Below are 11,813 nucleotides of genomic sequence, written 5' to 3' on the forward strand. Positions count from 1 at the left end.
CAAGAGGAGGTGGTCGCTTGATCCCACCCGTTGTCGATGTATCCCGATTGCTCGCCGAGGAGTCGAGCAGTCGGCACCCAGGGGGCAGCGTCATCGATCGTGCCTGCCGCGAGATCGGGTTCTTTCTGATCACGGGGCATGGCATCGATCCAGCGGCGTCGAGGGCCATCGATCGGGCGGCCCGCGAGCTGTTTCACGCACCCGAGACAGTCCGCCGGACCGCCGCCCGCCTTCACCCGGCCGAGCCCCGTGGCTACAGAGGCCCGGGCTCGATCGCCACGGCATCGAGCGTCGGACTAGACACGCCCAAGGATCTGGTGGAGATATTCACCATCGGCAGGGTCGACGACGCGCAAACGCTCCGAACGCTCAGCTCGTTGCCGTTCGGTGAGCGGTTCTACTTGCGGAACATCTGGCCCGACCTCGACGGATTCCGTCGCGTCTGGGAGAGCTATTACCGTGAGATGAGCGTCCTTGCCGAACGGTTGCTCGTGGTCCTGGCCACGATGCTCGGACAGGACCCGCGGTACTTTGCGGCGGCGCACCGCAACCACGCCTCAACGCTCGTCGCCAACTACTACCCGCCTGTCGTCGACCGCGCGGAGAATCCTGCGGCGACGCGTCGTGGCGAACACACGGACTTCGGGACCATCACGATCTTGACCACGGACGGCGTTACCGGGCTCGAAGTCAAGACGCGGTCCGGTCAGTGGCTGCCGGTGCCGTCAGTCGAGGATGCGCTGGTCGTGAACGTTGGCGATCTCCTGGAGATGTGGACAAGGGGTGAGTACGTCTCCTCGTACCACCGGGTCGTGATCGAAGATCCCACCACGGAGCGCGTGTCGTTGCCCTTCTTTCACAACCCGCGGTCGGACGCGATGGTCGAGCCCATAGGGGACGTGGTCACGCGGACGTCGGCGGTCTGCGCCGGCGAGTGGATCCTCAGGAAGATCGACGCCATCAACGCGCAGTGACCGTCACGGAAGCCTGAGAGGAATCGTCGTGCGGGCTTCACGAAGCAAAAAACCCTCGAGTTGTGTGGAGCTGGGGGGAATCGAACCCCCGTCCGTCGAGCGGTTGCCGCCTCCGATACGACCATTCCCGATTGGCGCGTTGCGGATTGCGTGCCGTCGGGTCGGCTGCCCCGGAGGGCTCCGCCGGATCTTTCTCCGGTGTCAGCGGTCTTTCTCGCCGTCAGCGGTCTTTCCCGGCTGTCCTCCCCTGCTTCTGTTGCCAGGCTGCAGTGGACAGGCCCCGCGTGCCCCCGTGGGGGTCGCAGTTACCTCACTGTCCGATCAGTCGATCAGGCGGCGAGGAGCACGGGTTCATCATTGCCGTGTCTTGTGGTGCCCCGTTTTAGGAGTTTGAGCAACTCCGGTCGCGTAGCACGGTTCCCGGTCTCGACGTCGAAACCGATCAGCCCCTTGTCAATGTGCGGTACGACCCACTGTACCGAGACCCTGCGACAACGGTTCCCTGGCGCCCGATCCTCCCGGCGGGGCGATCCGGGTCAGCGCACTTCCCGGTCGTGCTCGCGGGCTGCCTGCGAGAGGGCCCGGCGGGCCTCCAGTTCGGCCTCCCGGCGGGCCAGGATCGTCCGCCGGTCCACCTTGCGGCGCCGCCGTGCCAGGGCCATCTCCACCTTCGCCCGGCCGTCGCGGAAGTACAGCGACAGCGGTATCAGCAGCAGGCGGTCCTGCTCGACGCGCGCCTTGATGCGGTCGATCTCGGCCCGGTGCAGCAGCAGCTTGCGCGGCCGGTCGGGATCGGGGGCGAACGCCTTGGCGACGCTCGGCTGCGGGGGCACGTGCATGGAGTGCAGCCACACCTCGCCACCGGACACCCGCCCGTACGCCTCGGCCAGGGTCACGGTGCCGTCGCGCAGCGACTTCACCTCGCTGCCCCGCAGCACCAGCCCGCACTCATAGCTGCCGAGGATCTCGAAGTCCCGCTGGGCGCGCCGGTTCCTGGCGACCACCTTGACTTCAGGCTCGTCCATGAGCGCAGGTTAACGAGCCACCGGCGCAAGGGTGGGCTGCAGGGCGCGGCAACGTAGCCTTGCGGCCGTGCTGGCGTTGAGCCGCGAGACCTACGACGGGATGCTGGCCCACGCGGTGGCGGGGCTGCCGAACGAGGCCTGCGGGCTGTTCGCCGCCACCTTCGGGACCGACAACGTGGTTGCCTTCTACCCGATGACGAACGCCGCCGCCTCCGAGAGCATCTACGAGTTCGACGGCGCCGAGCACCTGGCGGTCGAGAAGCAGGCCGAGGAGGCCGGCCTCACCGTCGTCGGGGTCATGCACTCGCACACCGCCAGCACGGCGTACCCGTCGCCGACCGACGTGGCCCAGGCCAGCCGCTTCGATCCCCTCGGCGTGTGGCATCACGTGATCGTCTCCTTGAAGCACCCGGCGCCGGCACTGCGCAGCTACCGCATCGTCGGCCGGATCATCGAGGAGGAAGCGGTGCAGGTCCTCCCCTGAGGCGGATCGAGGTGCCAACCCCCACCGGTAGAATCCCCAGCGACTTGCTAGGAGACTGCTGAGCCATGCTCCCGACGCCCCGACACGTCATTCCGGCGAAGGCCGGAATCCAGGACCTGGCCACCCGACCGGCGCTGCCCGTGGATTACTCAGCACACTCCTAGACGACTCTCCCCAGCCCGCCATGGGTGTCCTCGCCTCCGTCATTGACTGCATCGGCAACACGCCGCTGGTGGACGTCAGCGTGCTCAGCCCCAACCCGGCGGTGCACATCCTCGCCAAACTGGAAGGCCAGAACCCCGGCGGCTCGGTGAAGGACCGAGTAGCCCGGTCGATGATCGAGGCCGCCGAGGCCGACGGCGCGCTGCGGCCGGACACAACCATCCTGGAGCCCTCCTCGGGCAACACCGGCATCGCGTTGGCGTTCATCGCCCGGCTGCGGGGCTACCCCGTGAAGATCGTCCTGCCGGCCAACGTCTCGGTCGAGCGGCGCGACCTGCTGGAGATCTACGGCGCCGAGATCATCGACTCCCCGGGCGCCGAGGGCTCCAACGGGGCGGTGCGCCGGGCCGAGCGCCTTGCCGCTGAGCACCCCGAATGGGCCTACCTCTGCCAGTACGCCAACGAGGCCAACCCGCAGGCGCACTACGCCACCACCGGCCCGGAGATCCTGGCCGACTGCCCCGACATCACCCACTTCGTGGCCGGCCTCGGCACCGCCGGCACGCTCATGGGCTGCGGCCGCTACCTCAAGGAGCACAAGCCCGAGGTGCGGGTCTACGCCGTGGAGCCCCCGGCGGGGGAGAAAGTGGAGGGGCTGCGCAGCCTCGACGACGGCTACATCCCGCCGGTCTACGAGAACTGGGGCGGCAACGAGTTGCTGGACGGCAAACGGATCGTGCGCACCCGCGAGGCGCTGGAGTACACGCGCCGCCTGGCGACCGAGGCCTCGGTGTTCGCCGGGATCTCCAGCGGGGCCGCCCTGGCCGGGGCCTGCCGGGTGGCCGAGCGCATCACCTCCGGGGTGATCGTCTTCGTGGCCGCCGACGGCGGCTGGAAGTACCTCTCGACGCGGGCCTGGACCGACCCCATCGACGAGGTCGTGGAGCGCGCCGAGCGCATCATCTACTTCTGAAGGCTTGGGCGGCGGGTTGTGGGTACTGGCGAGCGCGCGCGTCTGGATTCCGGCCTTCGCCGCAACGACGCTCGGGTGGCCGGAATGACGCGGCGGTAAAGGGGGTGTGGCGTGGCGGCTCGGGTGGGGCGGCCAGCGTGACGGGTGTGGATCAGGTCGGGAGCGTGGCCCCGGGCCGGTGACCCGGGACCACGCTCCGGTAACCGCCGCTGGCGGGAGAGTCAGCCGGTCGCCCGCTCGTCGGGCGGACCCGTGTCGTCCATCTCGCCGTCCTCCATCGTCTCGCCGTCGTCCATCTTGTCAGCGGAGGAGTCGATGATCGTGACGCGGCCCTCGCCGCCGGACGGGTACTGCTCGGCCGTCACGACGCCGCCGAGGGCATCGGTGAGGTAGTCGGCCAGCGTGCGCTGGTCGTTGATGCCCAGCTTGGTGTGCGGCAGGTCGGCAGCCGGGAAGCAGTCGCCGCCGCCGGCGAACCAACTCACCGTCGTCATCACGACCGGATCGCCCGGCACCACCTCGCCGTCTTCGACAATGACCGTGCCGTCGTCGAGGACGATGCTGCGCACACGGGCGCCTTCGTGGCCGATGTTGGAGCAGTCGCCCTCGCGGTCGGTCTCGCGTGCCGGCATGCCGATGTCGATGACCAGGCTCATGCCCGCCACCTGCGAGTACTGCCCGCAGGTGCCCGGGATGCAGTCGTAGGAGACCTCCATTGCCTCCTTCAGCCGCTCGCGGGTCATCTCGAAGGTGACCATAACGTTGTTGAACGGCGAGATGTCGAAGGTCGTGGACTCGCTGAGGTCGCTGCCGGCGGGGATGATGGAGTCGTTGCGGATGCCGCCGCCGCCCTGGATGGCGATGTCCGGCGTCGCGGTGCCGTACTCCTCGGCGCGCTCGGTGCCCACCCAGAGCGAGGCATCGGCGACCAGGTTGCCCTGGTTGGTCTCGCGCGTCCGGACCTGAGAACGTCGACCGTCCAGGTCCACCTCGGTGGTAGCCAGGACGTTGCTGTCCAGCGCCGCCACAGCCGCCGCCAGTGGCTCCTCGACCGACGCCAGGACGTCGGGGTCGGGAGTCTCGTCGAGGCTCACGCCCACCGAGCGGCCCGCCGCGGAGACCACGTTGCCGTCGGCGTCGAAGCCGACGACGAGCTCGCCGATGCAGCGGTAGCCGCCGGGTGCGGTAATGACCGGCACGGTGTTGCCGTCGGCGTCGGTGGCCTCCAGCGGGTACGGGCCGGCGGTCTCCTCCTCGGGCAGGCAGGTGCTGGTGTCGCTGCGCAGCATCTCGTCGCCGCCGCCGCCAATGGCCACGTCGACGCCGGAGATGGAGGCGAGCGCCTCCACGTCCTCATCCACCTGCTGTAGGTGGCTGATGAGGACGATCTTGTTGACGCCGGCCTCGGTGAGGGCGGCGACCTCGGCGTTCACCGCCTCGGCGACGGCGGACACGACGGCGTTGCGCGGCGCGGAGATCGCTCCCAGCATCGGGGTGATGGCGCCGATGACGCCGATTCGCTCGCCGCCGGTCTCCACGATGGTGCTGCGGGCGAGGCGGCCGGCCTCGACCATCGCCACGAGCGCCGGCTCGGCCGACACGTCCAGGTTGGCCGACAGGAAGACGACCGGCGGGTCGAAGCCGCCGAAGAACTCCGCCGCCACGTCGGGGCCGAAGTCCATGTCGTGGTTGCCGACCGCCATGGCGTCGTAGAGGCCGCTCAGGGCGATGGAGTCGTAGAACGGCGCGCCCCGTTCCAGGCTGACGTTCCACTCCTTGGAGGCCAGGAAGTTGTCGCCGGCGGTGACGGTGAGCACCCCGTCGGTGCCGGCGCCCTCCTGCAGGCTCCGCATGGCGGTGACGAATCGGGCGACGCCGGGGAAGCCCCTGGCGGGATTGTGCAGCAGCTTCGACTCGCCGTCGTTGTTGTGCAGGATGGTGAGCGTGTACGCCGCTTCGTCCTGCGCGTTGAGCGCGGTCGGGGCGAGCGCCGTGACCGAGACGAGAAGCCCGAGCGCCGCGAGTACGACGGCGGGCTTCCGCCAATTGATTCGATGGTTCTTTTCCCTCGTGGGGAGGCGTTTTTGAGTCATGGCGGGACTATAGAACCATCGTTTGAACTCTGCTTGCGCGGCGGGGGGCGCATCGGTGTCGTACCGGCCTCGGAGGCGACGCCCCGACGGTGACTGTTGCGTCGAGGTTGCAGTCTCGAACTCCGGCGTAGCCTGTGGCGCCGATTACCGACCACCGAACGGAGGACGCGGAAGGTGAGATCCGACGGACGCAGACCCGACGAGTTGCGACCGCTGACCTTCACCCGCGACTACACCGAGATGGCCGACGGCTCGGTGCTGGTGGCCCTGGGTCGCACCCGAGTGCTCTGCACCGCCTCGGTCAGCGACGAGGTGCCGCGCTGGATGCGAGGCCGGGGAACCGGCTGGGTGACCGCCGAGTACTCGATGCTGCCCGGCAGCTCCCCCGAGCGGGTCGACCGCGAGGCCCGCCGGGGCCGCCAGTCGGGCCGCACCCAGGAGATCCAGCGGCTGGTCGGTCGCTCGCTGCGGGCCGTGTGCGACCTCGGGCGCCTGGGCGAGCGGTCGGTGACGGTCGACTGCGATGTGCTGCAGGCCGACGGGGGCACGCGTGTGGCGTCGATCTGCGGTGGGTACATCGCTCTGCACGACGCCCTCAGCCGAGCCGGCCTGGCCGGCCCGCACCCGCTGACGGACGCCTGCGCGGCCGTGTCGGTGGCCGTGGTCGACGGGCGGGCAGTGCTGGACCCCGACTACCGCGAGGACGTCCGCGCCGACGTCGACATGAACGTGGTGATGACCGGCACAGGCGGCCTCATCGAGGTGCAGGGCACCGCCGAGGGCACCCCGTTCGGGCGCCCGATGTTGGACGAGCTGCTGGACCACGCCGGCGCGGGGATCGCCGAGATCGTCCGCCGACAGGGCGAGTCGTTGAGCGCCCCGCCGGCCGAACGCCCGGGGACGTGAGCGAGCTCCTGCTTTCGCGGCGGCCACGGCCAACCCGCGCAAGCTGATCGAGATGCGAGCCGCCCTGGAAGGCGTGGCGACGCCATTGGAGCGCCCGGCGGTGTGAGTGAGTTCCTTGCTTTCGTGGCGGCCACGGCCAACCCGCACAAGCTGATCGAGATGCGAGCCGCCCTGGAAGGCGTGGCGACGCTATTGGAGCGCCCGGCTGCGCTCGGCGACGTGCGCGAGGACGGCGACACGCTGGAGGCCAACGCCCGCACCAAGGCCGTCGCCGTGGCTGGCTTCGCCGGGGCGCCGGCGCTGGCCGACGACACCGGCCTGGAGGTGGACGCCCTCGACGGCGCTCCGGGTGTCCACTCGGCGCGCTACGCCGGCCCGGGCGCCGCCGACGAGGCGAACGTGGCGAAGCTGCTGGAGGCGCTGGCCGGGGTCGCCGCACCGCAGCGCACCGCCCGCTTCCGCACGGTCGTGGTGGCGCGCTGGCCCGACGGGCGTGAGCTGCTGGCGGACGGCGTCGTGGAGGGCTTCATTGCCCGCTCGCCCCGAGGCGGGCGCGGCTTCGGTTACGACCCGGTGTTCGTGCCGTCACCCGGCGAGTCGACGTTCGCCGAGATGAGCCTGGAGGCCAAGGGAGCAATCAGCCACCGGGGTCGAGCCCTGCGCGAGCTGGCGCGTCTACTGGCGACGGCCGGCTGACCGCGCCGCGCCATGTGCGCCAGGTGGGATTCGAACCCACACGAGCCGAGGCTCACAGGGACCTAAACCCTGCACGTCTGCCGGATTCCGTCACTGGCGCGGGGCGTGGCCCGCGATCAGATTATCGGTAGCCTGCGCGCAGGACGTCCGGGAGGTGAACCGGTGGAACTGTCAGGTCTTTCTCTGCCGGGCGCGCCCGACGCCGCCCGCAACGAGGACGCCAACAAGCGAGACGGCTCCCAGGACATCTTCCAGCAACTGCTGCGCCAGCGGATCGTGTTCCTCGGGCGCGCCGTGGACGACGAGCTGGCCAACTCCATCACCGCCCAGTTGCTCTACCTCGAGGGCCAGGACCGCAACCGGGACATCTGGCTCTACATCAACTCGCCGGGCGGGTCGATCACCTCGGGCATGGCCATCTACGACACCATGCAGTTCGTCACCCCCGACGTGGGCACGATCTGCATGGGGCTCGGCGCCTCCATGGCGCAGTTCCTGCTGTGCGCCGGCGCCCCCGGCAAGCGCTACGCCCTGCCGCACGCCCGCATCCTCATGCACCAGCCCCACGGCGGGGTGCAGGGCCAGGCCTCCGACATCGCCATCCAGGCCGAGCAGATGACCTACATCAAGAAGATCCTGGCCGAGCGCATCTCCGAGCACACGGGCCAGCCGGTGGACCAGGTCGAGGCCGACTTCGACCGGGACCGCTGGTTCACGGCCGAGCAGGCCAAGGAGTACGGCATCATCGACGAAGTGATCGCCGGCCGCGGCGAGATCCGCTGACCCGCCCGGCCTCCCGGCCGGGTTCCCTCGAGCCTGTTTCCGTGATCGCCTAGCCGGCGCGGGCGGCTTCGGCCCGGCTGCGCAGCTCCGCCACGGCGGCGGCGAGGCCTTCGGGATGGCCGAAGACGGCGCTGCCGGCCACGAACACGTTCGCCCCGGCGGCGGCCGCCCCTGCCACGGTGCCCGCGCCGATGCCGCCGTCCACCTCCAAGTCGATGTGGCGACCGGACTCCTCGATCATCCGGCGCACCTCGGCGATCTTGGGTTCCATGGTGGCGATGTACTTCTGGCCGCCGAAGCCGGGGTTCACCGTCATCACCAGCACCATGTCGGTGAGGTCCAGTACCTGCGCCACGGCGGCGGCGGGCGTCGAGGGGTTGAGCGCCACGCCGGCGGCCGCCCCCAGTCCCTGGATCTGATCGAGGGTGCGGTGCAGGTGCACGCACGCCTCGGCGTGCACGATGAGCAACTCGCATCCCGCGTCGACGTAACGCGCCGCCAGCGCCTCGGGGCCCTCGACCATGAGATGCACTTCGAACGGCAGCGACGTGTGCGGGCGCGAGGCGGCGATGACGTCGGGCCCGAAGGTGATGTTCGGCACGAAGGCGCCGTCCATCACGTCCCACTGGATGCGGTCGGCGCCGGCCGCCTCGAGCGCGGCGCAGTCCCCGCCGAGCCGGCTGAAGTCGGCGCTGAGGGTGGAGGGCACGATGTGGATCGGCGGGTTCGTCGTCATGGCGGGCCGGGAAGGGGACAGGGCGCCGTCAGGTTACTTCGGGGTCCCTCGCACACCGGGGAGCAGCGGGACGAAGGCCACCGGCAGCAGGCCGGCGCAGCGCCGGGCCTCGCCGTCGGGCGTCCCGCCGTCGGGTTCGGGCTTCTCGTAGAGCGCCAACTGCTGGTCCCGCGAGGCCGCGCCGACCGGCGCCACGAGCCGGCCCCCCGGAGCCAACTGTTCGAACAGCGCCCGCGGCACGGCGGGTGCGGCGGCGGAGAGGAAGACGGCGTCGTAGGGCGCGCCCGGGGGGTGGCCCTCGGACCCGTCGGCCCACACGACGGTCACGTTGCCGTAGCCCAGGGATTCCAGCCGTTCCCGAGCGCCGCTCGCCAGGCGCTCGATGCGCTCCACCGCCACCACCTCGGCGGCCAGCCGGCTCGCCACAGCCGCGGCATATCCCGAGCCGCCGCCGATCTCCAGGACCCTGTCGCCGGCCGCCAGCCGCAATGCCTCCAGGGTGACGGCCACGACGTAGGGCTGCGACACGGTCTGGCCGAACCCGAGGGGCAGCGCCCGGTCGGCATAGGCGCTGCGACGCTGGGTGGACGGGACGAACGCCTCCCGGGGCACCGAGCCCATCGCCTCCAGCACCCGCTGATCGCGCACGCCGCGCCGGGCGAGGTCGTGGCGCACCATCTCCGCCCGGTGGGCGTCGAACGGCGGTTGTGGTCGGGCCTTCACGGCACGGGTGCTCCCCGGTGAGTCTCAGAGCCGTAGCCTGCGGGTCTGCGGCCGAACACCTCAGCCCGACCGTACCACCGGCCCCCTCGTCGCCGTTCCGGTGGAGGCCGGAGTCCCGGGCCACGCCTCCCGTCGGCGCCGCGGCGGAGTTGCCGCCAGGCTTGCCGGGCACGACCGATTCTCTACTGTGGCGATTCCCTACTGTGGGGCCATGCCCCGGTTGTTCGTAGCGGTTTGGCCGCCGAGGGAGGCGCTGGATGCTCTCGACGGGTTGCCCCGTCCCGACCTGCCCGGCGTGCGCTGGACCGTCCCGGAGCGCCTGCACGTCACCATGCGGTTCCTGGGCGACTGCGACGAGGGCGAGGCCGTGGCGGCGCTGTCCGGGTTGCGCCTGCCGAGGGCTGAGGTGGTCCTCGGCCCGGCCGTCGAGCGGCTGGGACGGGCGGTCCTCGTGGTGCCGGCCCGCGGCCTCGACGAGCTGGCGGCGGAGATCATATCCGCAACCCGTCACGTCGGGCAGTCGCCGCCGGATCGGCCCTTCACGGGACATCTGACCGTCGCCCGCTACAAGGGCGGGCCGCCGGACGGCTACGCGCCGCCGGTCCACGCCGCCTTCACGGCGACCGAGATCGCCCTCGTCCGCAGTGATCCGCCCGGCACCTACCGGAACGCGGCCGGTTTCGCCCTGCACTGAGCCGGTCCAACGCTCGGGGCGGCGACGCCGCAACCGTCACCCCTGGAGCGGCCGGCGGCTTTAGCATGGGATTTCGTGGCTGAGTCGATGCCAGAGCCGGGCAATGGGTTGCTCGATCGCTATGAGCCCGCTCGGGGATTCGACGAAGCCTTCGAGTCCGACGGCTCGGCCCGCGCCGTCTATCGCAGGATCGTCGAACGCTTCGGCGAGCTCGACGCCGGCGAGGCGCAGCGGCTCGAGAGGTTGGTCGCCGATGAGTTCCGGCGCCAGGGGATCACCTTCACCGTGTACAGCGAGGAGGAGGGCACCGAGCGGATCTGGCCCATGGACCTCTTCCCCCGGCTCATCTCGGCGCTCGAATGGGACGAGTTGGAGCGAGGCCTGACCCAGAGGGTCGCCGCCCTGAACCACTTCCTGGCGGACCTGTACGCCGGCGAGGGCGCAGCGATCGCCGACGGGATCGTGCCCCGGTGGCTGGTGGTGTCGTCCCGCGGCTTCGAGCGCAACGCCATGGGGATCGAGGTGCCGCACGGGGCGCACTGCAACATCGCCGGCATCGACGTCGTGCGCGACGACGCCGGCCGCTACCGGGTGCTGGAGGACAACCTGCGCAACCCCAGCGGCATCTCCTATGTGATCGAGAACCGGGCGGCCATGGCCAAGGCGTGCAGCTGGCTGTTCTACGACCACGCCGTGCAGCCCGTGGAGCAGTACGGGCGGATGCTGCGGTCCACTCTCGAGTCGATGGCACCCGGCGGCCAGGAGTCCCCCCACGTGGTGGTGCTGACCCCCGGCATCTTCAACTCGGCCTACTTCGAGCACGCCTTCCTGGCTCGCTCGATGGGTGTCGAGCTGGTGGAGGGCCGTGACCTCGTCGTCGACGAGGGCACGGTGTACGCCCGGACCATCGAGGGGCTCATCGCCGTGGACGTGATCTACCGGCGCATCGACGACGACTTCCTGGACCCGGTCTCGTTCCGCCCCGACTCCACGCTGGGCGTGCCGGGATTGCTCGGCGCGCTCCGGGCCGGGACCGTGACCGTGTGCAACGCCATCGGCAACGGCGCCGCCGACGACAAGGCCGTCTACCCGTACGTACCCGATCTCATCAGGTACTACCTCGGTGAGGAGCCGATCATCGACAATGTCGCCACCTACATGATGTGGGACCCCGACCAGCGGGCCGAGGCGCTGGGGCGACTCGAAGAGTTGGTGGTCAAACCGGTGGGGGAGTCGGGCGGTTACGGGGTGCTGATCGGGCCCCACGCCAGCGACGAGGAGTTGGAAGCCGCCCGCGCCGCCATCGAGGCCGATCCCCGGAACTGGATCACCCAGGAGGTCGTGCAACTCTCGAGCCTGCCGTCGTTCACCCAGGAGCGCCTCGAGCCCCGCCACGTGGACCTGCGGCCCTTCGTGCTCACCGGCGAGCGGACCGAGGTTTTCCCCGGTGGCCTCACCCGCGTGGCGATGCGGCGCGGGTCGCTCATCGTGAACTCCTCCCAGGGAGGCGGCTCGAAGGACACCTGGGTGCTGACGCCGGAGTACTCGTAGTGCCCCCCCGGCG

12 protein-coding genes, 1 tRNA gene and 1 other RNA gene are annotated in these 11,813 nt (G+C 70.4%); 8 read left to right on the forward strand and 6 right to left on the reverse strand.

The window, feature by feature from the left end; genetic code table 11:
- Window positions 1-17 precede the first annotated feature (17 nt).
- On the forward strand, window positions 18-974 hold the full coding sequence (locus OXG55_09755; GenBank protein ID MCY4103529.1) for a hypothetical protein: 957 nt from the start codon (window positions 18-20) through the stop codon (window positions 972-974).
- A gap of 62 nt (window positions 975-1,036) precedes the next feature.
- On the opposite strand, the gene ssrA is transcribed toward OXG55_09755, so the two are convergent.
- Both ssrA and smpB read right to left on the reverse strand, forming a co-directional pair.
- Window positions 1,037-1,424: a transfer-messenger RNA gene (gene ssrA / locus OXG55_09760) on the reverse strand.
- A gap of 86 nt (window positions 1,425-1,510) precedes the next feature.
- Window positions 1,511-1,999 carry an SsrA-binding protein SmpB gene (gene smpB / locus OXG55_09765; GenBank protein MCY4103530.1) on the reverse strand — a complete coding sequence of 163 codons (489 nt, stop codon included), beginning with the start codon at window positions 1,997-1,999 and terminating at the stop codon, window positions 1,511-1,513.
- A gap of 67 nt (window positions 2,000-2,066) precedes the next feature.
- Here smpB and OXG55_09770 point away from each other — a divergent pair, with 67 nt between their 5' ends.
- Together OXG55_09770 and OXG55_09775 are read left to right on the forward strand one after the other, a co-directional pair.
- Window positions 2,067-2,483 carry a M67 family metallopeptidase gene (locus tag OXG55_09770; GenBank protein ID MCY4103531.1) on the forward strand — a complete coding sequence of 139 codons (417 nt, stop codon included), beginning with the start codon at window positions 2,067-2,069 and terminating at the stop codon, window positions 2,481-2,483.
- A gap of 184 nt (window positions 2,484-2,667) precedes the next feature.
- Window positions 2,668-3,618 carry a cysteine synthase family protein gene (locus tag OXG55_09775; protein ID MCY4103532.1) on the forward strand — a complete coding sequence of 317 codons (951 nt, stop codon included), beginning with the start codon at window positions 2,668-2,670 and terminating at the stop codon, window positions 3,616-3,618.
- 221 nt (window positions 3,619-3,839) lie between these two features.
- Here the strand turns inward: OXG55_09775 and OXG55_09780 are convergent, their stop codons facing one another.
- Complete coding sequence (locus OXG55_09780) at window positions 3,840-5,711, reverse strand: 5'-nucleotidase C-terminal domain-containing protein (protein MCY4103533.1); 1,872 nt, start codon at window positions 5,709-5,711, stop codon at window positions 3,840-3,842.
- A gap of 174 nt (window positions 5,712-5,885) precedes the next feature.
- On the opposite strand from OXG55_09780, the gene rph reads away from it, so the two are divergent.
- Complete coding sequence (gene rph / locus OXG55_09785) at window positions 5,886-6,617, forward strand: ribonuclease PH (GenBank protein MCY4103534.1); 732 nt, start codon at window positions 5,886-5,888, stop codon at window positions 6,615-6,617.
- A 102-nt stretch (window positions 6,618-6,719) separates the two neighbouring features.
- Complete coding sequence (gene rdgB, locus OXG55_09790; GenBank protein ID MCY4103535.1) at window positions 6,720-7,313, forward strand: RdgB/HAM1 family non-canonical purine NTP pyrophosphatase; 594 nt, start codon at window positions 6,720-6,722, stop codon at window positions 7,311-7,313.
- Window positions 7,314-7,328: 15 nt separating this feature from the next.
- Here rdgB and OXG55_09795 read toward each other — a convergent pair.
- Window positions 7,329-7,413: transfer RNA gene (locus tag OXG55_09795), tRNA-Leu, on the reverse strand.
- Between the two features lie 62 nt (window positions 7,414-7,475).
- Here OXG55_09795 and OXG55_09800 point away from each other — a divergent pair.
- Window positions 7,476-8,096, forward strand: coding sequence for an ATP-dependent Clp protease proteolytic subunit (locus tag OXG55_09800; GenBank protein MCY4103536.1), 621 nt, complete (start codon window positions 7,476-7,478; stop codon window positions 8,094-8,096).
- Window positions 8,097-8,145: 49 nt separating this feature from the next.
- Here OXG55_09800 and rpe read toward each other — a convergent pair whose 3' ends face one another.
- Together rpe and OXG55_09810 are read right to left on the reverse strand one after the other, a co-directional pair.
- A complete protein-coding gene (gene rpe / locus OXG55_09805; protein ID MCY4103537.1) occupies window positions 8,146-8,832 on the reverse strand; it encodes a ribulose-phosphate 3-epimerase in 687 nt (228 codons plus the stop codon).
- A gap of 33 nt (window positions 8,833-8,865) precedes the next feature.
- The gene (locus OXG55_09810) at window positions 8,866-9,555 is read right to left on the reverse strand and encodes a protein-L-isoaspartate(D-aspartate) O-methyltransferase (protein MCY4103538.1); all 690 of its coding nucleotides are present in this window, start codon (window positions 9,553-9,555) and stop codon (window positions 8,866-8,868) included.
- Window positions 9,556-9,766: 211 nt separating this feature from the next.
- On the opposite strand from OXG55_09810, the gene OXG55_09815 reads away from it, so the two are divergent.
- A complete protein-coding gene (locus OXG55_09815; protein MCY4103539.1) occupies window positions 9,767-10,249 on the forward strand; it encodes a hypothetical protein in 483 nt (160 codons plus the stop codon).
- A gap of 75 nt (window positions 10,250-10,324) precedes the next feature.
- Window positions 10,325-11,800: a circularly permuted type 2 ATP-grasp protein gene (locus OXG55_09820; protein ID MCY4103540.1), complete on the forward strand. Its 1,476-nt coding sequence runs from the start codon at window positions 10,325-10,327 to the stop codon at window positions 11,798-11,800.
- Window positions 11,801-11,813 lie beyond the last annotated feature (13 nt).

The organism is bacterium (genome assembly GCA_026708055.1).
Classification (GTDB): Bacteria; Actinomycetota; Acidimicrobiia; order Acidimicrobiales; family CATQHL01; genus VXNF01.